Source organism: Ruegeria sp. SATB045 (assembly GCF_059613525.1).
This window is the reverse complement of record NZ_JBXWSR010000008.1, coordinates 107,417-131,581: the sequence shown is the minus strand read 5'-3', so window position 1 is coordinate 131,581 and position 24,165 is coordinate 107,417. Positions and strand designations below refer to the sequence as shown.

Below are 24,165 nucleotides of genomic sequence, written 5' to 3'. Positions count from 1 at the left end.
GCGCCATGACGACCGCGCCCTTTGCAATCACCTTCAACTCGCCTTGTGAGACGGCAGATTTTGCCGCTCGGTTGGGCCGGATTCTACGTCCGGGCGATACTCTCTTGCTCGAAGGCGAAATTGGCAGCGGAAAAACCCACTTCTCCCGCAGTCTTATTCAATCGGTGATGAGCATCCCCGAAGACGTTCCTTCGCCAACATTTACGTTGGTTCAGGTTTATGACACCGAAATCGGAGAAATCTGGCACTGTGATCTTTACCGCCTTGGCGCAGTGGATGAGGTCGATGAGCTTGGCCTGACCGAGGCATTTGAAACAGCGATTTGCCTTGTGGAATGGCCTGACAAACTCGGGTCGATGCAACCTGAAAATGCCTTGACACTTTCGTTTGAAACAGACCCTAACACTGTGGAAAAACGCCTTATAACCCTTTCGTGGGTAAATACCGAATGGGCCAGCAGACTGGAGGCCGCGCAATGACAAACCGAGCTGTGCTGGCCGAAGCGCTGATCGCTCAAACCCCGTGGGCCAATGCGCAGCGTGCGCCTTTGGCCGGGGACGCCTCGAACCGCCGTTATGAGCGTCTGACCGATCCGGATACCGGCAAGACAGCGGTTTTGATGGACTCGCCACCGGGTCAGGCTGAACCCGTCGAAGAGTTTGTCCGAATGGCAAACCATTTGCGATCCATCGGCCTTAGCGCGCCCGAAATTTATGCCGAAGATACCGAATATGGCTTTTTGTTGCTTGAGGATTTGGGCGACGATCTGTTTGCGCGTGTGCTGCGGCGGTCTCCGACGATGGAACGTGAATTCTACGAGGCAGCCACAGACGTTTTGATCACGCTGCACAAGGCACCGACGCTTTCATTGCCATCCTATGGCCCATCCTTGATGACAGAACTGTCCGCACTGTCGTTCACCAAATACGCCCAGTCGATCCAAGGATCGCATGACGAGGACGCACGGGATCGGTTCGAACACCGGTTTGCAGATATCCTGCACCGGGAAACTGCGGGAACAAAAGTTGTTGTCCAAAGGGATTATCACGCCGAAAACCTGATTTGGTTGCCTGAACGCGACGGCGTTGCCCGCGTTGGGTTGCTGGACTTTCAGACAGCCATGCTGGGCCATCCCGCTTATGATCTGGTCTCGCTTCTGCAAGATGTGCGCCGGGATGTAGCACCTGGAACCGAAATGCGGATGGTTAACAGGTATATTCAGACAACCGGAGTGAACGACCACGATTTCCGCACCGCATATGCCGTTCTGGGAGCGCAACGAAACCTGCGTATTCTCGGTGTATTTGCCCGATTGGCGACGGAATATGGAAAACCGCAATATGTCGACCTGATCCCCGCGACATGGACGCATTTGATGCGCGATCTGGAACATCCCGCGTTGGTCACCGTGTCCGATCTGTTACGTGATGGGCTACCTGCACCGACGCCTGAAAACCTTGCTAAGCTCAGAGAGTCATGACCGAAACGCCTGATGCCATCATGCTGTTTGCTGCCGGGTTTGGAACTCGTATGGGTGCGCTGACCAAGAATCGGCCGAAACCTCTGGTGGAATGCGCAAGCCGCCCGCTGATTGACCACGCGCTTGATCTGGTCAACGACCTTGATCCAATTCGTAAGGTCGCCAACCTGCATTACCTGCCAGATCAGCTTGAGGCTCATCTTGCCCCCAAGGGTGTTTTGCTGTCCCATGAACAACCCGAAATCCTTGAAACAGGAGGTGGATTGCGCGCAGCATTACCTTTGTTAGGGTCTAGTACTGTTTTCACCCTGAATTCAGATGCGATCTGGTCGGGGCCAAATCCACTTGGGATGCTGCGGGATGCTTGGGATCCCGAAAAGATGGATGCGCTATTGATGTGCATACCAACAGACCAAGCCGTTGGACATGCGGGTCAGGGTGATTTCACTGCAGATCGCGACGGCCGCATCACGCGCGGCCCGGGGTTGGTTTATGGTGGCGCGCAGATCATGAAAACCGATGGATTGGCCGATATCCCGGACAAGGCGTTTTCGTTGAATGTTTTGTGGGACCGAATGCATCAGAACGGTCGGTTGTTTGGCCTGACATATCCCGGGCGCTGGTGCGATGTGGGCCGTCCCGAAGGGATCGCTCTGGCTGAAAGGATGTTGGCGGATGTTTGACCCCAGCGGTCTACCCCGTGTATTTGCCGTTCCCCCCGGCACAGATTTTCCGGCCGCTTTGGTGAAAGGGTTGCGCGACCGCAGCAAGGACTATCCGCCCGAAGCATTGGCCAAGGTGCAGCTGGTGGTAAACACAAGGCGAATGGCCCGACGTGTGCGAGAGTTGTTTGACCAAGGGCCAGCCTGCCTTCTGCCGCGTTTATCCTTGGTCACAGACTTGGGCGAAAGCGTTGACCTGGCTAGCGTTCCGCCAGCTATTCCGGCACTACGCAGGCGGTTGGAGTTGACACAGCTAGTCTCAAAACTACTGGACCAACAACCTGATCTGGCGGCGCGATCTTCGCTGTTCGATTTGTCCGACAGTCTGGCCGCATTGATCGACGAAATGCAGGGCGAGGGCGTGTCGCCCGAGGCAATCGGGCAGCTGGATGTCAGCGACTTGTCTGGCCATTGGGCACGCGCGCAGGCCTTTATTGGGATCGCAGATCAATTCATCGACGCAGGACCCGATGCGCTGGACGCGCAGGCCCGACAGCGCATCGTCGTCGAAAACCTTATTGCGCGGTGGCGGGACGCACCTCCGCAACATCCGGTCATTCTGGCGGGATCTACCGGATCACGCGGCACCACACTGATGCTGATGGAGGCGGTGGCGCGCCTTCCACAGGGTGCTTTGATCCTGCCGGGGTACGACTTCGATCAGCCTGATCACGTCTGGCGGGGGTTGGACGATGCCCTGACCTCGGAAGATCACCCGCAATACCGATTTCACAAATTGATAACTCAGCTTGATCTGAGGCCCGATCAAGTCACGCCCTGGACACCTGATACACCTCCGTCACCCGCGCGTAACCGTTTGGTTTCCCTAGCATTACGCCCAGCACCAATCACGGATGCCTGGATGTCCGAAGGGCCCAAGCTGACAGATTTGGACGGCGCGACGAAAGACCTGACCCTGGTCGAGGCACAATCGCCGCGGGACGAGGCGCTGGCCATTGCCCTGCGCTTGCGGCAAGCGGCCGAGACAGGTCAGACCACTGCTCTGATCACCCCGGACCGGATGCTGACGCGGCAAGTCAGTGCTGCTTTGGATCGATGGAACATTCTGCCAGATGACAGCGCAGGTCTGCCGCTGCAGCTTTCACCACCGGGGCGATTCCTGCGCCATGTGGCCGGATTGTTTGCGCGACGGCTGGATGGCGAGGCCCTGCTGACACTACTAAAACATCCCCTTTGCCACGATGGTGGCGATCGCGGTACACATCTGCTGCACACGCGCGATCTGGAGCTTGACCTGCGGCGGCATGGGCCTCCGTTCCCGGACAGCCGCAGCCTGACCGCGTTTGCGATCCGCAAAGAGGTGCCGGACGATTGGGTGCGTTGGGTGTCGCATCACTTCTGCGACCAACAAGTGACTACAGATCTGCCACTATCGGACTGGGTCATCCGGTTGCGCGATCTGGCCGAAGCGATTTCAGCCGGAAATACCGGGGGGCCCGGTACGCTTTGGGACAAGAACGCAGGACAAAAGGCTTTGTCGGTTCTGACCGCACTTACGGAAGAAGCTGGTCATGGTGGTCCGATGACGGCGCATGACTTTGCGGATTTGCTGGGTGCATTGCTGTCAGGTGAAGAGGTCCGGGACCGCGACGCACCGCATCCCCATATCATGATCTGGGGAACACTCGAGGCACGAGTACAGGGTGCAGATCTACTTATCCTTGGTGGCTTGAACGAAGGCAGTTGGCCCGAGGCCCCAAGCCCTGATCCCTGGCTGAACCGCCAGATGCGCGCCAAGGCAGGATTGTTGTTGCCCGAACGGCGGATTGGTCTATCGGCGCATGATTTCCAACAGGCCATCGGCGCGCCCGAGGTCTGGCTGACCCGGGCCACCCGATCCGATGATGCCGAAACCGTGCCGTCGCGCTGGTTGAACCGTTTGACGAACCTGTTGCAGGGCCTGCCGGAACAGGGCGGTCGAGCCGCCCTTTCGGCCATGCGCGGGCGCGGGCAGAAATGGCTGAGCTGGTCGGAACAACTTGAAATCGCGCCCGAAATTCCGGCGGCATCGCGCCCGTCTCCTCGCCCTCCGGTCACGTCGCGCCCGCGTCGTCTGAGCGTGACCGAGATCAAGCGCCTGATACGGGACCCTTATGCGATTTATGCCAAACATGTGCTGCGGCTGCGGCCTCTGGACCCGTTGGTGCAGGCCCCCGATGCGTTATTGCGTGGCATCGTGATCCACGAGATTCTGGAACATTTCGTCAAGGACAGCGTACTGGACACCGCACTGCTGACCCGCGAAACATTTCTGAAACGCGCAGAAACCCTTCTGGATCAACATGTTGCGTGGCCCACCGCCCGCAAATTGTGGTTGGCACGGCTGGAGCGGATCGCCGATGATTTCTTACGCGCCGAAACCGCCCGACGCAGCGATGGCGGGCCCGTGGCGTTTGAGGCCGCTATGAAGCTGGTGCTAGAGCCGCTGAATTTTACCATCGCAGGCCGCGCCGACCGTATCGACCTGAACAGCCGGGGCGCGCTGCGGCTGGTGGATTACAAAACCGGTGCGCCTCCGACCGAAAGCCAGCAGTCCAAATTTGACAAGCAACTGCTGATCGAAGCCGCCATGGCCGAGCAGGGCGGGATCGAGGGTTTTGACCCTCTGCCCGTGGCTGAGGCGGTGTTTATCGGCATGGGCGGCAGCTACAAAGAAGTCCCCGCACCGTTGGCGAAAGAACCGACGGACAAGGTGTTGGCCGAGTTAAAAGAGCTGATTTCGGCTTATTTAGAGCCTAACCAAGGCTTTTCCTCGCGTCGGATGCTGCACAAGGACACCGACTCTGGCGATTACGACCATCTGGCCCGGTTCGGCGAATGGGACCGCACCGCAGACACCAAGCCCGAGGATCTGACATGAGCGCCCGCAACGACGCGACCGAACGGCAGGTGCAGGCAGCGCGGCCCGATGCCTCGACCTGGCTGGCGGCAAATGCGGGCTCGGGCAAAACGCGGGTTCTGACCGACAGGGTGGCGCGGTTACTGCTGGACGGGGTGCAGCCGCAGCACATCTTGTGCCTGACCTACACCAAAGCCGCCGCCAGTGAGATGCAGAACCGTCTGTTCAAACGGCTGGGCGAATGGGCGATGCTGGGTGACAAGGCGCTGCTGGCGCAACTGACCGATCTGGGCGTCCCCGGCCGGATTGATCCCGACCGTCTGGCACAAGCCCGCACGCTATTTGCCCGCGCGATTGAAACGCCGGGCGGGCTGAAAATCCAGACGATCCACTCTTTCTGCGCCTCGCTTCTGCGGCGATTCCCGCTAGAGGCCGGTGTCAGCCCCCAGTTTTCCGAGATGGAAGACCGCGCCGCCGCCTTGCTGCGCGAAGAAATCGTCGAGGATTTCGCCGAAGGCCCTCATGCCGCTCTGATCGAGGATGTGGCCCGTTTCGTTACCGATACCGGGTTCGACAATCTGACCGCCGCGATCACCCACAAGCGCAACCTGTTTGCGCAGCCCTTGGGCTGGGCTGACCTGCTGGACCGGTTCGACCTGCCCAATGGATTCGACGAAGACGCGCTGAAAGCCCGCGTGTTTCTGGGCGGTGAGGTCGACCTGATCCGCGCGATCCTGCCTGCGCTAACGGAAAGCGGCGGCAATAACGCCAAGGCAGCGGCAAAACTGTCGGCGTTCACCGATCCCCGGATCAGCAGTCTGCCCGTCTTGGAAAGCGTGTTTCTGACCGGAAAGGCCGCCAAAGAACCCTTTACCGCCAAGATCAACGCGTTCCCGACCAAAGCCCTGCGCGAAGGCGCATTGGCCGGGCAGATGCCACAGCTTGAGGCGTTGATGCTGCGCATCGAGGCTGCGCGGGAACAGCGGCTGGCGCTGGTGGCGGCGCGCAAGACCCATGTGCTGCACCGGTTCGCCTCTGCCTTTCTGCCGGAATATGAGCGCCGCAAGCAGCTGCGCGGCTGGCTGGATTTCGACGACCTGATCCTGCGCGCACGGCAAGTGCTGAACGACCCGGCGGTTGCCGAATGGGTGCTGTACCGGCTGGATGGCGGCATCGACCACATTCTGGTGGACGAGGCGCAAGACACCAGCCCCGACCAATGGGATGTGGTCGAGAAGCTGGCGCAGGAATTCACCAGCGGCGAGGGGGCAAGGTCTGGGGTCGAGCGCACGATCTTTGTGGTCGGCGACAAGAAACAGTCGATCTATTCCTTCCAGGGCGCGGACCCTGCGGCCTTTGACCAGATGCAGCAGGAATTCGGGCGGCGGCTGAGCAATTCAGGCTCTAAACTGGAGAGTTTGGAGCTGGAATATTCCTTTCGCTCGTCCAGCGCGATCCTGTCCTTGGTCAATATCCTGTTCGAAGGCCATGCCGAGGCCGGGTTTCAGGACAAAGCCCTGCACCGCGCTTTCAAAACCAGCCTGCCGGGGCGAGTCGACCTGTGGCCCGTGGTTGAAAAGGTCGAGGATGAAGAGGATGGCGACTGGACCGATCCCGTCGATCGCCCCGGCGCACGGCATCACACGGTTATTCTGGCGGAAAAGGTGGCACACTCGATCAAAGAGATGATCGACCGGGGTGAAACGATCCCCGAGGATGGCAACACCCCCGGCGCATTCGTGCGGCGCAAGGTGCAGCCGGGCGATTTCCTGATCCTAGTGCAGCGCCGGTCCGATCTGTTTGCCGAGATCATCCGCGCCTGCAAGGCCGCCAATCTGCCCATCGCCGGGGCCGACCGGCTGAAAGTCGGGGCGGAACTGGCGGTGAAAGATCTGGCCGCTCTGCTCAGCTTTCTGGCCACGCCCGAAGACAGTCTGTCTCTGGCCACTGTGCTGAAATCACCGTTATTCGGGTGGACCGAGCAGCAGCTATTCGATCTGGCACACCGGCGGTCCGAGCAGTTCCTATGGGCCGCCCTGCGCCACCGGGCCGAGGATTTCCCCGAAACGCTTGAGATTCTGAATGACCTGCGCGGCCAGATCGACTTTCTGCGCCCCTATGACCTGATCGAACGCATCCTGACCCGCCATGACGGACGGCGCAAATTGCTGGGTCGTCTGGGGGCCGAGGCCGAAGACGGGATCAACGCGCTGCTGTCGCAGGCTCTGGCTTATGAGCGCACGGATATTCCCAGCCTGACCGGCTTTCTGGTCTGGATGCAGACCGACGATCTGGAAATCAAACGTCAGATGAGCGGTGTCGGCAACATGATCCGGGTGATGACAGTGCATGGCTCAAAGGGGCTGGAGGCTCCGATCGTGATCCTGCCCGATACCGGAAAACGTCAAGCCCCCCGCGATGCCGAGATCATGGTGGGCGAGGGGGTGCCTTTGTGGAAAGTGCCCGCCGATGCCTCACCGGCGTTGATTGCTCAAGCCCGGTCTGAGGCCCGCGCGCGGGAAGAGAATGAGCGCCTGAGATTACTCTATGTGGCTCTGACACGGGCGGAAAAGTGGCTGATCGTCGGGGCCGCGGGCGATGTCGGCAAGGATGGCACCAGCTGGTATCAGATGGTCGAAGCGGCAATGGCGCGGGCAGGGGCCACGCAACTGCCGGGCTCGGAAACTCTGCGCCTGTCGCATGGGAATTGGGACGGGCTGTCACTTGTCGAACAGGAACAGGCCGAAACCACGCAGACTGATCTGCCCGCAATGTTTGAATCCCCCGCCGCGCCGCCTTTGCCGCAGTCCGAGACGCTCAGCCCTTCGAATCTGGGTGGAGCCAAGGCGCTGCCGGGTGATGCGGGGCAGGATGAAGAGGCCGCCAAACTCAGGGGCACTCGCCTGCATCTATTGCTGGAACACCTGCCCGGCGCACCACATCAGGACTGGCCGCAGCTTTGCGCCAGAGTACTTCCCGATATGCAAGACATCGAACGCAACGATCTGCTGGCAGAGGCAAAGGCCGTTCTGACCTCGGACCACTTGCAGCCTGTCTTTACGGAAAACACGCTGGCCGAAGTTCCCGTTAGCGCAGATCTGGGCGGTCAACGAATGCATGGGGTGATTGACCGGCTGATCGTAACCGAAACTGAGGTACAGGTGATTGATTTTAAATCAAACGCCACCGTTCCAGAGGCCCCGACTGCGTGCCCCGAGGGTCTTTTGCGGCAGATGGGAGCTTATGCGCAAGCGATGGCCCAAATCTATCCCGACCGAAAAGTGAAAACCGCCATCCTATGGACCCGCACCGCGCAGTTGATGTGGTTGCCACACGAACTTGTGACCCAAGCACTGACCCGCGCCCAGATACCTTGACCTCGGGATACCCCGTGCCTAGGTTCTGAAGCCAAGCATTCCCCATTCAGGAGACAGAATATGTCGACCGTAGCCGTAACCGACGATACCTTTGACGCCGAAGTCAAGAATTCCGACATCCCTGTTGTTGTCGATTTCTGGGCAGAATGGTGTGGCCCCTGTAAGCAAATCGGCCCCGCTCTGGAAGAGCTGGCGACCGAGTATGGCGGCAAAGTGAAAATTGCCAAGGTAGACGTGGACAGCAACCCGAACGCCGCTGCAGCGATGGGTGTACGCGGTATTCCCGCGCTGTTCATCTTCAAGGACGGTCAGGTTGTTTCGAACCGCGCAGGCGCGGCACCCAAAGCCGCGCTGCAAAGCTGGATCGAAGAGTCCATCTGATCCATTGGATCAACCGAAATAAAAGGCGTCCCACTAGGGGCGCCTTTTTTGTGACCGAGGATCAAATGGCTAAAACACGTATTCTTGTTGAATTTGGCATGGGAACGTCCTTGCGCCGCCAAGACTATACCGAGGCAGCGCTGCGCGCGATCAAGGACGCGTTGTGGCACAACTCGGTCAATATGGCAGAGCTGTTCGGCTTTCCGAAAGAGGCCATGATCATTGATGCCGAAATCGGCGTAGTCCAACCGGATAAGGTGGATGTCGAGGCGTTAAAGGCCGTTTTTCCCTATGGGCGACCTTCGATCCAGGTCAATCAAGGGGGATTGGATATAGAAAAGCCTGATGCGCAAGGTCACACCGTTATCGCCAATGCCGCAATCATAGTCTCGTTTGATATGGAGGCCGTTTGATGAGCGAAAAGCGAATTATCCTTGAGATGGGCACTGGAAATGACCTGTACGGGCAGGATTACACAAAGGCCGCAAGACGCGCGGTGCAGGATGCGCTGCACCATTCCTCGATCACGCTTTTTTCCAAGCTTGGTGTGGATCACACAGCGATGAGGGTTCAGGTGACGATCGGGGTACAACAGCCGTCAGCTGTGGACTGTGATCAGGTGGCTGCTGATTTGCCACGCGGTCGGGCGCAGGTTCGTGCGGTTCAAGGTGGGCTTGATGTCGTTGACCCGGACGGGGGGCGTCATGTTGTGGCCACCGCCGCGATCGAGGCATTCCTGCCTGACATGGACGGCCAATACAAACTGTCCTGACAAAGAAAAAGCCGCTCGGCTTCGAGCGGCTTGTCTAAGCGGGTATCCTGATTGCGGATCAGAATTTTTCGATATCCGCACGGCACAGACCGACATCGTCCAGCTGGGTGTCGGAGAGTTCCCACAACAGCTTGCGTGTCTTGCGGGATTCATTCCACGCCAGTGCCTTTTCATAGGTTCCGAAGAACGCGTCCACTACATGCAGGATGGTAGCTGCTCCGAGCGGCGCATGGATATTTGCGGTGGTTGCCATTTGCGCATTCCTTGTAACTGAAACAGCCGACCCTTCGTCGGTTGTGAGGCTCATGTAGGATCAAAGCCCGAGTCTCACAATTGCTAGTCTGGTAACCCCGAATTGCACTCAATGCATATCTTTTGAGCAGTTTGAGAACTGTTGCGCTGAACGCACGCCCGGCCCATATAGGATGCCAGTTGAAAACGGAGGCCCCTATGGCAGACAGCGATTTTCCCGGTTGGCATGGCACGACAATTATTGGCGTCAAGAAAGGCGGCCAAGTGGTGATTGCCGGGGATGGGCAGGTCAGTCTGGGCCAGACGGTGATCAAAGGCACTGCCCGCAAGGTGCGCCGCCTGTCCCCCGGTGGGTTCGAGGTCGTCGCAGGTTTCGCCGGATCAACAGCCGACGCCTTCACTTTGCTGGAACGGTTGGAAGCCAAGCTTGAGGCAACGCCGGGCCAACTGGCCCGGGCCTCGGTCGAGCTGGCGAAAGACTGGCGCACCGACAAGTACCTTCAAAAGCTTGAGGCGATGCTGATCGTCACCGACGGCAAAGACCTTTTGGTGATCACCGGGGCAGGGGACGTGCTAGAGCCCGAACACAACGTCGCCGCCATCGGGTCGGGTGGCAATTTCGCATTGGCCGCCGCCCGCGCGATGATGGACAGTGACAAAAACGCCGAAACCGTGGCGCGCGAGGCAATGGCTATTGCCGCCGATATCTGCGTCTACACCAACGGCAATCTGACGGTCGAGGAAATCTCAGGCCAATAGCGCTTTGATCTCTTTCCCTTTCCAGCGGCGGTGCATGCCGATCAGGCCCAGTATCGCCGCGACGATGACGATATAGTAGGGCACGCGGATATCGATGCTCATCAATCCGCCGCCAATCAGGGACATGATCCCTCCAGCCAGGCAGAAGACGGCTGTCGTCACGCCCATGACCCAGCCCTGATCGGTTTCGCTGACACTTGCTGAAAACAAACCCAGTAAAGTCGGATAAGATACCCCGAAGAAGAAATAGAAAAAGAACACCGGCACGTAACTGAGAACACCGCTGGGGCTAAAGGCGAAACCAAAGCCACAGATCACCATTGTGATCAGCGAGACATAAATGATCTGATGCTTGCTGAACCTTTGTTGTGCTGGTTTCACCAGAAAGGTGCTGGAAAAGGCCAGGGCAAAGCCGATGACGACCATGGCCATGCTCCCTCCGATGACGCCATAGCCAAAGCGACTGGTCAGATAATTGTCGACGAACACGTAGAAGGTGACGTTGGCGATCATGAAGAAGGAATAGACTGGCAGGATCTTCAAGACCATCGGATGCCCGCGCACCGCAATCAGGCTGTCGGTAATATCGCGGGGGCGAAACACGAAAGCAGTCCACTCGGTCCTTGTGTCTTTGAAAAAGGTCATCACCATAAAGATGGCGATCAGCACCAGAACAAACGCGCCGTAGAACGGCATCTTGAGCGTGGCATAGCTGCCCAGCAAAGTGGCGTCGGACAGAACGGCACCGATGATGGGCCCTCCGACCAGGCCAAAGCTGACGCCGGTGACGATGTACCCCATGTTACGATCCCGGTCGGCGGCATCCGTGCTGCCATCAATCATCGCCGCCTGTGCGATGGGTTGGTTTCCGGCTGTGAACCCAGTGATTGACCGCCCAATGATCAACAGCAGCAGGCTGTTGAGGTAAAGTGAGGCGATCGTCAGCGCATAGCCCACAAGCGCCCCACCCAGACAAACCAGTAGCGCGTTCTTGCGTCCGATCGAGTCCGAGACCTTGGACACATAAACCACCCCAAGAAACCACGACAGAAAGAAGCACCCGATCACCAAACCGTAGTAGAAATGCCGCCGTCCCATCGGTGTACTTTCGGGCAGAAAGCTGGACGACGTCTCCATGATCAGCGAGTTGATGATCGGAAAGACCAGACCCTGACCCAGCAAGTCCACAAACACCACAAACAGCAGGGTGATCTTGGCAATTTTCGTCATTTTCAAGCTCCTGACCTTCAGGCCACCGTAACAGAATGGGCGCGTTTCACCTATGGAAAGCAATTGCAAACACGATAGGGCGTTGCTAACCAACGCTGCCGCTGTTGTTTTCACCTGTGCGGTGACTACGTAAGCCAAACCGCTGATCGAAAGGACTGCACCCGTGACCGACCTGACCCCGCGCGAGATTGTCTCGGAACTGGACCGTTTCATTATCGGTCAGAAGGATGCCAAACGCGCGGTCGCTGTGGCGCTGCGCAACCGCTGGCGGCGCAAACAACTGGCCGACGACATCCGGGACGAGGTTTATCCCAAGAACATCCTGATGATCGGACCCACCGGCGTCGGCAAGACCGAGATCAGCCGCCGTCTGGCGAAGCTGGCTCGCGCCCCCTTTATCAAGGTTGAGGCCACAAAGTTCACCGAAGTGGGTTACGTCGGCCGCGACGTCGAACAGATCATCCGCGATCTGGCCGATGCGGCGATCATTCAGACACGCGAGTATATGCGCGAGGATGTGAAAGCGCGCGCCTATCAAGCCGCCGAAGACCGAGTGATCGAAGCCATTGCCGGGGAAGACGCCCGCGAAGGCACGCGCGAGATGTTCCGCAAAAAACTAAAGGCCGGAGAGCTGGATGACACGGTGATCGAGCTGGAGCTGGCCGACAGTTCAAACCCGATGCCGATGTTTGACCTGCCCGGTCAGCCCGGCAGCCAGATGGGGATGATGAACCTGGGCGATATCTTCGGCAAGGCGTTCGGCGGGCGCACCGTCAAAAAACGCATGACCGTGGCCGAAAGCTATGACGCGCTGATCGGGGAAGAGGCCGACAAGCTGCTAGATGACGAAACCGTCAACCGTGTGGCCTTGGAGTCAGTCGAACAGAACGGCATCGTCTTTCTGGATGAGATCGACAAGGTCTGCGCCCGCTCGGATGCGCGCGGTGGCGATGTCAGCCGCGAGGGGGTGCAGCGCGACCTGCTGCCGCTGATCGAGGGCACCACCGTATCCACCAAACATGGCCCGGTGAAAACCGACCATATCCTGTTCATCGCCTCAGGCGCGTTCCACATCGCCAAGCCCTCGGACCTGCTTCCGGAATTGCAGGGGCGTCTGCCGATCCGGGTTGAACTGCGCGCGCTCACCGAAGAGGATTTCGTGCGTATCCTGACCGAGACCGACAATGCCCTGACCCGCCAGTACACCGCGCTGATGGGCACCGAAGAGGTGACTGTCAGTTTCACCGATGACGGCATCGCGGCGCTCGCCAAGATCGCGGCGGATGTGAACCAAAGCGTCGAAAACATCGGCGCGCGACGGCTTTATACGGTGATGGAACGCGTGTTCGAGGAACTCTCGTTCACAGCACCCGATCAGGCCGGAGTGGAAATCACTGTGAATGCACAGTTCGTGGATGACAATCTGGGCGAATTGACCAAATCCACCGATCTCAGCCGTTACGTTTTGTAACGCACCCGGCTGATTTTTGCTGCCTGTGCCAACCTGCCTCGCTGGACGTGGGGCGGGAATGCGTTAGCCTAGGGCCAAACCTCTAAAGGGCCGTTCCCCGTGCTGCGTTACCTTCTGATTATACTGACCGCGACGTCTCTGACCGCCTGCGTGGATCGCACCGTGTCCAAAACTGTGCCATCTGCGCTGAGCGTCGGCACGGCCGAGACCATTTTTGCCACCACCACCCGCGCGCGTGAAGTGGATGGATCATATGGGTTCAAACGCGGTGAGACACTGCAATTTCTGGAAATGACGGTCTCTATCCCGCCCAACCACACGCCGGGAACGCTGGATTTTTCTTACGCCAATCCAAACCCTGAAAAACAGTTTGTCATGGCCGGGGTCGAGGAATTGCAAGGGCCCAAAGACATGAAATCACGCCTCAAAGGCGCAGATGAGGTGTCGATATTTATTCATGGGTACAACACCACCCAGGCAGAAACCGCCTTTCGTGCCGCTCAGCTTAGTCACGATCTGAACATCCCCGGCGCGACAATGGTCTATTCCTGGCCCAGTCAGGCCACGGGATATGGCTATGCCTATGATCTGGACAGTATGCTGTTTGCCCGCGACGGGCTGGAAAAAACCGTCCGCCACCTGAAATCCATGGGTGTCAAACGCGTTGTTCTGGTGGCGCATTCCATGGGCACTGCCCTGACGATGGAGATGATGCGACAGGCCGAGCTGCGCGAACCCGGATGGTCCAAGCGCAACATCGAGGGGGTTGTTCTGATCGCACCGGATCTGGATGTGGATCTGTTCCGGTCCCAGATGGACGTCATCAAGACCCCGCCTGACCCCTTCATCGTCATCGTTTCACAAAAGGACAAGCTGCTGAGCATCTCGGCCCGGCTGCGCGGCACCACCAAGGGCGAACGGCTGGGTAATATCAGCTCGACCGACGCGCTGGCCGAGTACAAGATCAGCATTCTGGACACGACGGCCTTTAATGACGACGCAGAATCCTCGCATTTCGTGGCTGCAACCTCGCCTGCATTGCTTGCGATCATCGGGTCGGCCCGCCGGGTCAGCAATACATTTGGCACCGAACAGCGGGGCATCGACGTGATTGCCCCAGCAAGCGTCCGCAACCCGACCGGCGCGACCGAGATCGTTCTGACCGAAACAGGACAAGCGCAGGTCAGCTCTCCGTGACGCAGTTTCAGGCTGCCCGGTTTCTACGTGACAACGGGGCGTGGTTGGGTGCGGGAGTGGTGCTGACATTCCTGTCCAGTTTCGGTCAGACCTTTTTCATTTCGGTTTTTTCGGGCGAGATTCGTACCGCCTATGGGCTGAGCCATGGAGCGTGGGGTGGGTTGTATTCGCTGGGCACCACAGTTTCCGCTGTCGTCATGATCTGGGCCGGAGGTTTGACGGATATCTTCCGTGTGCGTGTGCTGGGGCCTGCAGTTCTGGGCGGTTTGGCGCTGGCGGCGTTGGCCATGGCGCTCAATAGCCTGTTGTTCCTGTTGCCGGTCATAATTTTTTTGCTGCGCTTGTTTGGTCAAGGCTTGAGCATCCATCTGGCCATGGTCGCAATGGCGCGCTGGTTCACCGCGACGCGGGGCAAGGCGTTGTCAATCGCCTCGGTCGGGTTCGCAGTGGGCGAAGCATTGCTGCCAGTGATCTTTGTGGCCGCGATGGTGTTTTTAGACTGGCGAGTGCTTTGGGTGATGTCCGCCGGAGTAGTGGTTTTGGGAATCCCGGTCCTACTGCTTCTGCTGCGGAAAGAACGAACCCCGCAAAGCCTTGCCACCGAATATTCCTCTGTCGGTATGCAAGGGCGCCACTGGACCCGGAGGCAAGCACTCCTGAACCCGCTTTTCTGGTTCATGACCCCTGCAATACTGGGACCATCCGCCTTCATCACTGCGTTCTTCTTTCATCAAGTGCACCTGGCTGAAATCAAAGACTGGCAACATATTGAACTGGTGGCCCTGTTTCCGGTCTATACCGGGGTTTCGCTGCTTTCGATGTTTGCAGCGGGTTGGGCTTTGGACAAATGGGGCACTGCGCGGATTATGCCGTTTTACCAATTACCTATGGCAATTGGTTTCATGATCGTCTCGGCCACAGATACACTGAGAGGAGCGGCACTGGCATTGATCTTTCTGGCCCTGACCGTCGGGGCAAACAGTACCCTGCCCAGCGCTTTTTGGGCCGAGTTTTATGGAACCCGCCATATTGGTGCGATCAAGGCGATGGCCACGGCGGTCATGGTATTGGGTTCAGCAATCGGTCCCGGTTTGACAGGAGTTCTGATTGACCAAGGTATGGCACTGGACAATCAGTTCTTATGGATCGGTGTCTTCTTTATTGCCGTTAGCGCGTTGGTCTGGATCGGAATTACACGCGCTGTTCGCTAGTTTTAGCGCGTGCGTCGCAGATAGACGTAATACGCGCCATCACCGCCATGACTGATATGCGCAGGAGTAACCTGCAAAACCGCCTGCGCCAGCGGCGGGATCGACAGCCAATGCGGCACTTGATTGCGTAGAACGCCGCGCGGGGTGGGAATGGGACCGGGTTCATCCCGATCCTTGCCTTTACCGGTCACCACCAGAACCAGCCGTTTGCCCTGTGCCTGCGCGGTCAGCACAAATCGGACAAGGGCAGGATGGGCCGTGTCCATGCGCATTCCATGAAGGTCCAGCTTGCCCTCTGGCTTGATCTTGCCCCGCTTCATGCGACCAAATGCCTTGGCGTCCATCTGCACCGGGCTAGCCCGCAGCCGATCCGTGACAGAGGGCTGCAGCGAATTTCGCGATGGCTTGGCTGGCGCTGTTTGGCCAAGCTCGAACGGGTCGACCCGCGCTTTGGGCGTTTTGGTCGGCTTGGGCTTGGGCAGTTGGGTCGGATGTACGGATTGTGGCAACTCGGGATGCATCCGTTCAGCTTGTTTGGCAACTTTGCGCCATAGCTCGATCTCGTCCTCGGTCAGTTTGCGCCGGGTCATCAGAATGCATCCGGCAACAGCGCATAGGCGCGCTGGATTGGCAGCAAAACGACCATGCGCCCCGAATCCTTAAGACGACCAGCAGCGCGGCCAGCCTCGTCCCCGGTTCCAAAGAAGATATCTGCCCGCTGCGCGCCTTTGATTGCAGCCCCGGTGTCCTGTGCAATCATCAAGCGGCGCAAAGGATCTTTGCCGTCCTTTTCGACCCAGACCGGTGCGCCCAGGGGAGTATAGGCCGGATCAGCGGCAATACTGCGCATGGTCGTGACAGACCGATTCATTGCGCCCAACGGCCCAAACTCGGGTGCCACGCGCGTGACCTCTCGGAAAAACACGTAAGAGGGGTTGTGAAACAGCAGTTCGGCACCAGCCTCGGGGTTTTTGCGTACCCAGGATTTGATCATCTGCGCACTGACCTGATGCGCAGCCAATGCACCTTGTCGGATCAGCTCTTTCCCGATCGAACGATACGGATGGCCGTTCGCCCCGCCATAGCCCACGCGCAATCCACCGCCATCAGGCAGGCGAATACGCCCCGAGCCTTGAATCTGCAAAAAAAACAACTCGACCGGGTCATCGACCCATGCGATCTCAAGCCCGCGGCCGTTCATAGCCTCGCCTGTCAGAATATCGCGGCGGCTCAACCAAGGTCCGTCGGCCCGTGCCTCGGGGGGCATTTTGTAGATCGGGTATTTGTACCGTTCCGTCCGCGTGCGAGAGCCATCCAGCTCGGGTTCAAAATACCCCGTGAACAGGGCATCATCGCCGTCCTCGACCAGAACGGGGCGAAAGAACAGTTCAAAAAAGGAACGTGCAGCATCCGCCTGGTAGGTGCGGGCGACAGCACACAGGGCGCGCCAGTCCGGATCTTCCAGATCACCACATGTGTTCAAGAAAACTGAAAGGGCCGCACCGTGGTCATCAGCGGCCCAGCCATCAAGATCGTCAAATGACAGAATGGAACGCGTCGCCTCGGCGCTGGCAGAGGTTGCCATCACAGCCCCCAGCAAAAGCGACCGAAGCGCAGCAATCATGCGTCCGTGGCAACAAGCAGCCAGTTAGGATCGTCCGAGCCCATGACGCGGGCAAAGGTCCAGCTGTCCTTTTGGCGTTTGACGGTGTTGGGGTTGCCTTCGATGATATCCCCACCGCGATCCCGGACAACCGATGTCAGCTCACCCACAAATCGCATGGTGATTTCGGCTTCGTTGGTGTCCTTGTCGAACTTCACATCAGCTAGGGCGGTTTCCCGCACACCGATAAACTCGGCCTCGATGGTCAGACCCTGATCTTCGCGAGAGGCGACCACCGAAACAAATGTGTCAAACACTTCTTCGGACAAGAAGGGCTGGATTTCATCCAGGTTGCCCTTTTCGAACCCCATGACGATCATCTCATAAGCACCGCGGGCGCCTTGGACGAATTCGCTGACAGAAAAGCCGGGCTCAATCCGTTTCATCGCGGCCAGGGATTGGGCCTGCTCGCTGTCTTCGGCGACGTGGTCGGTAATGTCGTGATCCGGGCCACCTTCGATCACCTCGAAGTCTCGGCGCGATTTATGCGCTTCCGGCTGCTGTTGAACGGGGGGCTTTTCAAAACCCTCACGCGTCCCCAGCACGCTTTTGAGGCGTAGGATCAGGAAAACGGCAATTCCGGCCAGGACCAGCAACTGGATCATCGGTTCGTTCATTTCATCCTCTTTATCAGACCGCAGCTTTGTATACGCGGCCTCATGCCACTATGTAGGTGACAGTTCGGGACAAGTCTACTGCCCGACCTGTAGTAAAGGATAACGCTTATGTATCTGTTTCTGGCATTTTTGCTGGTTCCGATCATCGAAATCGCCCTGTTCATTCAGGTCGGAGGTCTGATCGGCCTGTGGCCCACGCTTGCAATTGTCGTTGTGACCGCTGTTATGGGTACTGCTTTGGTCAGGACACAAGGTCGCATGGCGCTGGCAAATCTGCAGCGTTCCTTTGCTGACCTTGACGATCCGACCGAGCCATTGGCCCACGGAGCGATGATCCTGCTGTCCGGTGTATTGTTACTGACGCCAGGCTTTTTCACCGACGCGGTCGGATTTGCCCTTCTTATTCCGGGGGTTCGCGTCGCTGTATTTCGATATCTGAAATCAAAAGTGCAGATAACTCAATTCCAGATGGGTACAGGCGCGCAGTTTCGCGGTGGCCCCAACCCATCGGGTGATGACGTGATTGATGGGGAATACACCGAAGTTCAACCCCGTCGTGACCCATCAAAACCATCGAAATGGGTGGATGGCCCGTGACCTGCATTGAGGTGCCGCGCCCAACTTGCTAAGCAATGGCGGATTTTAGTTTCGGAGTAGACCCATGGCCGAAGAAGACGCCAAAGAAAACACCGCAGCCGCACCGGCTGCACCTCAGATTCAAATGCGCGTTCTGGGACAATTCATTCGTGATCTGTCTTTTGAAAACGTGATGGCCCAAAAGGGTGTGTCAGGCGACGTGCAGCCCGAGATTTCTGTTCAGGTCAATCTTGACGCTAAAAAGCGTCAGGTCGAGCATCAGTATGAGGTCTCGGTCAAGCTGAACCTCAAGTCCAAAGCCAAGGGGATGGAAGACGTCCTGTTCCTGTGCGAGATCGACTATTGTGGTCTGTTCCATGTGGAAGGCGTGGCCGAGGATCAGCTGCACCCCTTCCTGATGATCGAATGTCCCCGGATGCTGTTCCCGTTCCTGCGCCGTATTGTCAGCGACGTAACACGCGACGGTGGATATCCGCCGGTCAATCTGGACAATATCGACTTTGTAGCTTTGTACCGGAATGAGCTGATGCGCCGTCAGGCCGAGGCGCAGAAAGCAGAAGCCTAAACAATCTGACCCGCGCCGGGGACACCTTCAGGCGCGGGTCCACAGGGCGTTTTCGCCCAGTTTTTCAACAAAACCTTCATGCGCCGCGCGCTCTTCTTCCGTGATCCTTGAGGCCAACGGCGTCGGACGGGCTGTAGGCCGCCATTCCTCACCCCCGGCTGCTGTTGCCGCCACCGAAGTCGACAGACCAAAATCCGGCTGTCGTCCGCCGATAAGCTCAAGATAAACCTCGGCCAGGATCTCCGAGTCCAAAAGCGCGCCGTGCAGCGTTCGGTTCGAATTGTCGATATTAAACCGCCGGCACAGCGCGTCCAGAGTCGCAGGCGAGCCGGGGAATTTCTTGCGCGCCATGGCCAGCGTATCCAGTGCCTGTGCCATAGGCAGGGTCGGCAAACCCATCCATTTGAGTTCGGCGTTCAGGAATCTCATGTCGAACGAGGCGTTGTGGATCACCAACCGCGAATCCCGCACGAAATCCAGAAACCCCTGACCGACCTTTGCGAAAACCGGCTTATCCTTCAGCGTGACCTCGCCCTTTTCCGGCGGGCGTGGGTTATCCAGCAGGTCGGGGCCGATACCATGCACGCCAAAGGCCTCTTCGGGCATCCCGCGTTCGGGGTTGATATAGACATGATAGGTCTCGCCCGTGGCCATGTGGTTCCACAGCTCAACCGCGCCGATCTCGACGATCCGGTCGCCGCTTTCTGGGTCAAAGCCCGTGGTTTCGGTATCCAGTACAATTTCACGCATCTGCCAGCCCCGCCCGTATCTGCCTGACCACATCCTGCACCTGCGCGCGGGCGTGGTCCAGACTGTCCGTCTCGATCACATAGTCCGACCGAGCACATTTTTCGTTATTGGGCATCTGTTTGGCGCGGATCTGTTCGAACTGCGCCTCGGTCATCGTGCCGCGCGCCATCACGCGACGCTTTTGTTCATCGGCTGGGATCGACACACAGGCGACGGCATCCATCGAAGCGTCTCCACCGGTTTCGAACAGCAAGGGAATGTCGAAAACCAGAATATCCGCCGTGGCGTTCGCCCGAAACGACGCACGGTCTGCAGCGACCAAAGGGTGCACTATGCCTTCGATCTTTTTCAGCACAGCCGGGTCATTTCCGATGATTTGTTTCAACGCCTCCCGGCTGACTGCGCCGTGAACGATTGCGGTCGGGAAAGCTGCGTGCATTGGGTCAACGGCAGCTCCACCCCTTGAATAGAGTCTATGTACGGCCGCATCCGCATCCCACAGCGCGCAGCCTTCATCGACAAACATCTGCGCCGTCGTGCTTTTGCCCATTCCGATCGAGCCTGTCAGGCCCAGCGCGAAACTCATGACAAAACAGCCGCGCGCAGGTCCAAATTGACCTCGGGGCGGACGCCGAACCAGCTTTCGAAACCCGGCACCGCCTGATGCAGCAACATGCCTAGGCCGTCGACAGTGGTGCAGCCGACCTCTTCGGCGGTTTTTAATAAATGCGTTTTCAGCGGTGCGTAGACCAGATCCGTCACAACCGCACCGGGCTGCAACCCGTCCAGCGGCACACGCAGTTCGGGCTGGCCTTGCATCCCCAAAGAACTGGTGTTGACCACCAATTCCGCATCCTCGATCACATTTCCAGCCTGAACCCAATCGACAACCTTGACGCTGGGTCCAAATTCATCGCGCAATATCTCGGCCCGTTCACGGGTACGGTTGGTCAGCAAAATCTCGGGCACCTCTGCGTCAACCAAAGCCTGAAGCACCGCCCGCGCAGCACCGCCTGCCCCGAACACAACCGCAGGTCCGCCCGACGGGGACCAATCCGGCGCACCGCTGCGCAGGTTCTCAAGAAACCCGTAGCCATCGGTATTGTCGGCGTGAATTCGGCCATCTTTCTGGAACACCAGCGTATTTGCCGCGCCGATCTTGCGTGCCCGGTCCGAAACCTCGTCGGCCAGTCGCAGCGCAGCCTCTTTATGTGGAACAGTGACATTTGTCCCCACGAACCCAGCCTTGGGCAATGCGCGCAACACATCCTGCAAATCTTCCAGGGCCACATCCATCGGCACGTAGTGACCCGGCAGCCCATATGTCTTTAGCCAATGTCCATGCAACTGAGGCGACTTCGAATGCGCGACCGGATGACCAATCACCCCAGCCAAAGGAATTTTTGTCTTGCTCATTGATCAATCACCCCTTTGACAGCCAGGTAGTTCAGCAGCTCTAATAGAGGCATACCCAAAACGTTAAAATAATCGCCGTCAATGGTTGCGAACAAGCGCGCGCCCTCTTCTTCAAGCTTATAGGCCCCGACCGCATGGCGGATACTCTCCCAGTTGCGGTCGATATAGTCGCGCAGATAGGCGTCAGAGCTCATCCGCATCCGCAGTCGAACCTGACCCACATGCCTCCAGATCGGCTCGCCGTCTTGATAGATTACAGCAGCAGATAACAACATGTGCCGCTTGCCCCGCATCGCCTTAAGCTGCGCAAAAGCATCTTCGGCCGTTTTGGGCTTGGACAAAAGCTGACCGTCGAAATCCAGCACTTGGTCACAGCCCAGCACCATCGCGCCGGGGCTCTTGTCACTGACCTTGCGCGCCTTCATCTCGGCCAGCGCATCGGCAATGTCGCGCGGGCTGGCACCCTCGGCCAGCAAGGCGCGTTTCATCGTCTCTTCGTCTACGCGCGCGACTTGGACGGTAAACGGCACGCCTGCGTTCTGCAGAAGCTGCGCGCGAATGGATGACCCCGAGGCCAGAATGATGGGGACAGACATGTGGAAAACCCCGTGTGCAAATCGTTGAGCGTTCTAGGATGGTTTGTATGGTTTTCAGGTTGACACGCAAGCCCGGTGTTTTCGACTGAAACTTCCCCGAGTCGCCCAAATCCTGTCCATCCGGGACAAGGATAAGTCTGTCGAATGGTATAACCCGAATTTCCTTAATTACCCAAAGAGTTATCCCCAGAAGTACACATTCAATTATTGTTTAAAACACTGTTTTTTATAAATAATTTTTTTCTTCAACAGAATCTTTTTGTTCAAGCTGGATTCTATCCACCTGGGGAAAACACGTGTGTAAAAAAATAATCCACGGAAATTGTTCATCCTACAAAACCATCTTCCTTTTTCTTTTCTTATTTTTTTATTAGGGAGGGTTTCGAGCAACCCTCGGAGCCAGCATGACCGACCTCCTTTTCGCAATCTACCCGTGGGTGAAGTCTGTCCATATTATGGCTGTGATCTCTTGGATGGCAGGCTTGTTCTACCTGCCCCGTTTGTTCGTCTATCACGTAGAAAAGGCGCAAGCCGTAGACGGAGCGCAGGAGATCTTCTTTGAAATGGAAGAGAAGCTGCTGCGCGTGATCATGCGTCCGGCGATGATCGTGGCGTGGGTCTGCGGGCTGATCATGGTCCTTACACCCGGCATTGTTGGCTGGGACTGGGCCTGGCCCTGGGCCAAGGGGGCTGCGGTGATCGGGATGACCTGGTTCCATCATTGGCTGATGGCGCGACGCAAGGACTTCATAGAGGGGCGAAATAAGCTTACTGGGCGGCAGTACCGCATGATGAACGAGGTTCCGACCGTTTTGATGGTGATCATCGTTCTGGCGGTCGTTCTGAAGTTCTGAGCGAGCATTTGACTCGGACCACCGGGATGCGTATGTAACGCACAACACGCCCGTCCGGGCGGCGTATCTTCCGTACTGAAATTCCACTTCGTGCCGCGCAGTCAGCGGTGAAGGTTTGTATCATGTCCAATGAATCTCTGAATCTGGCCGATCTGAAAGCCAAAAGCCCCAAAGACCTTCTGGCCATGGCCGAAGAGCTAGAGATCGAAAACGCCTCGACCATGCGTAAAGGCGAGATGATGTTCCAGATCCTGCGCGAACGCGCGGACGAGGGCTGGACTGTGGGCGGCGACGGCGTTCTGGAAGTGCTGCAAGACGGCTTTGGTTTCCTGCGTTCGCCCGAGGCGAACTATCTGCCGGGTCCGGATGACATCTATGTGTCGCCTGATATGATCCGCCAGCATTCGCTGCGCACTGGCGACACCGTCGAAGGTGAAATCAAAGCGCCGGATGACAATGAACGTTATTTCGCGCTGATCAAAGTGACCAAGATCAACTTTGAAGAGCCCGAAAAGGCCAAACATAAAATTCTGTTCGACAACCTGACGCCTCTGTACCCGGATGAGCGCCTGAAGATGGAGATCGAGGACCCCACCATCAAGGATAAATCGGCCCGTGTGATCGACCTCGTGTCGCCGATTGGGAAAGGCCAGCGGTCGCTGATCGTGGCGCCTCCGCGGACGGGTAAGACGGTGATCTTGCAAAATATCGCGCATTCGATCGAACAGAACCACCCGGAGTGCTATCTGATCGTCCTGCTGATCGACGAACGCCCCGAAGAGGTGACGGACATGCAGCGTTCGGTGAAGGGGGAGGTTGTATCCTCGACCTTTGATGAACCTGCAACGCGCCACGTGGCCGTTTCGGAGATGGTGATCGAAAAGGCTAAGCGTCTGGTTGAGCATAAACGAGATGTTGTGATTCTTTTGGACTCGATCACAAGACTTGGTAGGGCGTTTAACACTGTGGTCCCATCTTCGGGTAAGGTTCTGACCGGTGGTGTGGATGCGAATGCTCTGCAACGACCCAAGCGGTTCTTTGGTGCGGCCCGGAACATCGAAGAGGGCGGTTCGCTGACCATCATCGCCACAGCGCTGATCGACACCGGCAGCCGGATGGACGAGGTGATCTTTGAAGAATTCAAAGGCACCGGTAACTCGGAAATCGTGCTGGATCGCAAGATCGCCGACAAGCGCGTGTTCCCAGCCATCGACATCCTCAAATCCGGCACCCGGAAAGAGGACCTGCTGGTCGACAAGGGCGATCTGGCCAAGACATTTGTTCTACGCCGTATCCTCAACCCGATGGGCACGACCGACGCGATCGAATTCCTGCTGTCCAAGTTGAAACAGACGAAGACAAATGGCGAGTTCTTCGATTCAATGAATACCTAAC

At 57.9% G+C, this 24,165-nt stretch carries 25 protein-coding genes; 16 read left to right on the top strand and 9 right to left on the bottom strand.

Going from position 1 to position 24,165, the window contains the following annotated elements:
- Positions 1-5: 5 nt before the first annotated feature.
- From tsaE to AC2FNR_RS01430, 8 genes are all read left to right on the top strand, one after another.
- Complete coding sequence (gene tsaE / locus AC2FNR_RS01465) at positions 6-479, top strand: tRNA (adenosine(37)-N6)-threonylcarbamoyltransferase complex ATPase subunit type 1 TsaE (RefSeq protein ID WP_353392493.1); 474 nt, start codon at positions 6-8, stop codon at positions 477-479.
- Positions 476-1,480 (top strand): aminoglycoside phosphotransferase family protein, encoded by a 1,005-nt coding sequence (locus AC2FNR_RS01460; protein WP_496847716.1) that lies wholly within the window; start codon positions 476-478, stop codon positions 1,478-1,480. The genes tsaE and AC2FNR_RS01460 overlap by 4 nt, the downstream gene beginning before the upstream one ends.
- Positions 1,477-2,163 (top strand): nucleotidyltransferase family protein, encoded by a 687-nt coding sequence (locus AC2FNR_RS01455; RefSeq protein ID WP_496847715.1) that lies wholly within the window; start codon positions 1,477-1,479, stop codon positions 2,161-2,163. The genes AC2FNR_RS01460 and AC2FNR_RS01455 overlap by 4 nt, the downstream gene beginning before the upstream one ends.
- Entirely contained in the window at positions 2,156-5,083 is a 2,928-nt protein-coding gene (addB, locus tag AC2FNR_RS01450; protein WP_496847714.1) for a double-strand break repair protein AddB, read from the top strand. Before AC2FNR_RS01455 ends, addB begins: the two co-directional genes overlap by 8 nt.
- The gene (gene addA / locus AC2FNR_RS01445) at positions 5,080-8,439 is read left to right on the top strand and encodes a double-strand break repair helicase AddA (protein ID WP_496847713.1); all 3,360 of its coding nucleotides are present in this window, start codon (positions 5,080-5,082) and stop codon (positions 8,437-8,439) included. The genes addB and addA overlap by 4 nt, the downstream gene beginning before the upstream one ends.
- A gap of 60 nt (positions 8,440-8,499) precedes the next feature.
- Positions 8,500-8,820, top strand: coding sequence for a thioredoxin (gene trxA / locus AC2FNR_RS01440; RefSeq protein WP_170355595.1), 321 nt, complete (start codon positions 8,500-8,502; stop codon positions 8,818-8,820).
- A 65-nt stretch (positions 8,821-8,885) separates the two neighbouring features.
- Positions 8,886-9,233 carry a Lin0512 family protein gene (locus AC2FNR_RS01435; RefSeq protein WP_496847712.1) on the top strand — a complete coding sequence of 116 codons (348 nt, stop codon included), beginning with the start codon at positions 8,886-8,888 and terminating at the stop codon, positions 9,231-9,233.
- Complete coding sequence (locus AC2FNR_RS01430) at positions 9,233-9,592, top strand: Lin0512 family protein (protein WP_496847711.1); 360 nt, start codon at positions 9,233-9,235, stop codon at positions 9,590-9,592. Before AC2FNR_RS01435 ends, AC2FNR_RS01430 begins: the two co-directional genes overlap by 1 nt.
- A gap of 58 nt (positions 9,593-9,650) precedes the next feature.
- On the opposite strand, the gene AC2FNR_RS01425 is transcribed toward AC2FNR_RS01430, so the two are convergent.
- Positions 9,651-9,845, bottom strand: coding sequence for a DUF1127 domain-containing protein (locus AC2FNR_RS01425; RefSeq protein WP_170355739.1), 195 nt, complete (start codon positions 9,843-9,845; stop codon positions 9,651-9,653).
- Positions 9,846-10,042: 197 nt separating this feature from the next.
- Between AC2FNR_RS01425 and hslV the strand changes: the two genes are divergently transcribed.
- On the top strand, positions 10,043-10,603 hold the full coding sequence (gene hslV, locus AC2FNR_RS01420) for an ATP-dependent protease subunit HslV (protein ID WP_170355598.1): 561 nt from the start codon (positions 10,043-10,045) through the stop codon (positions 10,601-10,603).
- Here the strand turns inward: hslV and AC2FNR_RS01415 are convergent.
- Complete coding sequence (locus AC2FNR_RS01415) at positions 10,592-11,833, bottom strand: MFS transporter (RefSeq protein WP_496847710.1); 1,242 nt, start codon at positions 11,831-11,833, stop codon at positions 10,592-10,594. The two genes, hslV and AC2FNR_RS01415, sit on opposite strands and share 12 nt — an antisense overlap.
- Before the next feature lie 163 nt (positions 11,834-11,996).
- Between AC2FNR_RS01415 and hslU the strand changes: the two genes are divergently transcribed.
- The 3 genes from hslU (at position 11,997) to AC2FNR_RS01400 (ending at position 15,712) form a co-directional block, all read left to right on the top strand.
- Positions 11,997-13,304, top strand: coding sequence for an ATP-dependent protease ATPase subunit HslU (gene hslU / locus AC2FNR_RS01410; protein ID WP_170755526.1), 1,308 nt, complete (start codon positions 11,997-11,999; stop codon positions 13,302-13,304).
- 99 nt (positions 13,305-13,403) lie between these two features.
- Positions 13,404-14,501 (top strand): alpha/beta hydrolase, encoded by a 1,098-nt coding sequence (locus AC2FNR_RS01405; protein ID WP_209196010.1) that lies wholly within the window; start codon positions 13,404-13,406, stop codon positions 14,499-14,501.
- Positions 14,498-15,712, top strand: a complete 1,215-nt coding sequence (locus AC2FNR_RS01400; RefSeq protein ID WP_496847709.1) for an MFS transporter — start codon at positions 14,498-14,500, stop codon at positions 15,710-15,712. Before AC2FNR_RS01405 ends, AC2FNR_RS01400 begins: the two co-directional genes overlap by 4 nt.
- A gap of 2 nt (positions 15,713-15,714) precedes the next feature.
- Here AC2FNR_RS01400 and AC2FNR_RS01395 read toward each other — a convergent pair whose 3' ends face one another.
- Genes AC2FNR_RS01395 through AC2FNR_RS01385 form a run of 3 tightly spaced genes read right to left on the bottom strand, consistent with a single transcriptional unit; the run spans position 15,715 to position 17,992 of the window.
- Complete coding sequence (locus AC2FNR_RS01395; protein WP_170755523.1) at positions 15,715-16,302, bottom strand: Smr/MutS family protein; 588 nt, start codon at positions 16,300-16,302, stop codon at positions 15,715-15,717.
- Positions 16,302-17,336: a murein transglycosylase A gene (gene mltA / locus AC2FNR_RS01390; protein ID WP_496847708.1), complete on the bottom strand. Its 1,035-nt coding sequence runs from the start codon at positions 17,334-17,336 to the stop codon at positions 16,302-16,304. The genes AC2FNR_RS01395 and mltA overlap by 1 nt, the downstream gene beginning before the upstream one ends.
- Positions 17,333-17,992 carry a Tim44/TimA family putative adaptor protein gene (locus tag AC2FNR_RS01385; RefSeq protein ID WP_170355605.1) on the bottom strand — a complete coding sequence of 220 codons (660 nt, stop codon included), beginning with the start codon at positions 17,990-17,992 and terminating at the stop codon, positions 17,333-17,335. The genes mltA and AC2FNR_RS01385 overlap by 4 nt, the downstream gene beginning before the upstream one ends.
- Positions 17,993-18,100: 108 nt before the next feature.
- Here AC2FNR_RS01385 and AC2FNR_RS01380 point away from each other — a divergent pair, with 108 nt between their 5' ends.
- Positions 18,101-18,589: an FxsA family protein gene (locus tag AC2FNR_RS01380; RefSeq protein WP_496847707.1), complete on the top strand. Its 489-nt coding sequence runs from the start codon at positions 18,101-18,103 to the stop codon at positions 18,587-18,589.
- A 64-nt stretch (positions 18,590-18,653) separates the two neighbouring features.
- Positions 18,654-19,154 (top strand): protein-export chaperone SecB, encoded by a 501-nt coding sequence (gene secB, locus AC2FNR_RS01375; RefSeq protein ID WP_170355607.1) that lies wholly within the window; start codon positions 18,654-18,656, stop codon positions 19,152-19,154.
- Positions 19,155-19,181: 27 nt separating this feature from the next.
- Here secB and dnaQ read toward each other — a convergent pair whose 3' ends face one another.
- The 4 genes from dnaQ to AC2FNR_RS01355 are packed head-to-tail and all read right to left on the bottom strand — an operon-like array spanning position 19,182 to position 21,916.
- Positions 19,182-19,904 (bottom strand): DNA polymerase III subunit epsilon, encoded by a 723-nt coding sequence (gene dnaQ / locus AC2FNR_RS01370; RefSeq protein WP_496847706.1) that lies wholly within the window; start codon positions 19,902-19,904, stop codon positions 19,182-19,184.
- Positions 19,897-20,490: a dephospho-CoA kinase gene (coaE, locus tag AC2FNR_RS01365; protein WP_496847705.1), complete on the bottom strand. Its 594-nt coding sequence runs from the start codon at positions 20,488-20,490 to the stop codon at positions 19,897-19,899. The genes dnaQ and coaE overlap by 8 nt, the downstream gene beginning before the upstream one ends.
- Positions 20,487-21,320: a shikimate dehydrogenase gene (locus tag AC2FNR_RS01360; RefSeq protein ID WP_496847704.1), complete on the bottom strand. Its 834-nt coding sequence runs from the start codon at positions 21,318-21,320 to the stop codon at positions 20,487-20,489. Before AC2FNR_RS01360 ends, coaE begins: the two co-directional genes overlap by 4 nt.
- On the bottom strand, positions 21,317-21,916 hold the full coding sequence (locus AC2FNR_RS01355; protein WP_170355611.1) for a Maf family protein: 600 nt from the start codon (positions 21,914-21,916) through the stop codon (positions 21,317-21,319). Before AC2FNR_RS01355 ends, AC2FNR_RS01360 begins: the two co-directional genes overlap by 4 nt.
- A 404-nt stretch (positions 21,917-22,320) precedes the next feature.
- Here AC2FNR_RS01355 and AC2FNR_RS01350 point away from each other — a divergent pair, with 404 nt between their 5' ends.
- Together AC2FNR_RS01350 and rho are read left to right on the top strand one after the other, a co-directional pair.
- Positions 22,321-22,770, top strand: coding sequence for a CopD family protein (locus tag AC2FNR_RS01350; RefSeq protein ID WP_170355612.1), 450 nt, complete (start codon positions 22,321-22,323; stop codon positions 22,768-22,770).
- Between the two features lie 122 nt (positions 22,771-22,892).
- Positions 22,893-24,164 (top strand): transcription termination factor Rho, encoded by a 1,272-nt coding sequence (rho, locus tag AC2FNR_RS01345; protein WP_170755515.1) that lies wholly within the window; start codon positions 22,893-22,895, stop codon positions 24,162-24,164.
- Position 24,165: the final 1 nt, after the last annotated feature.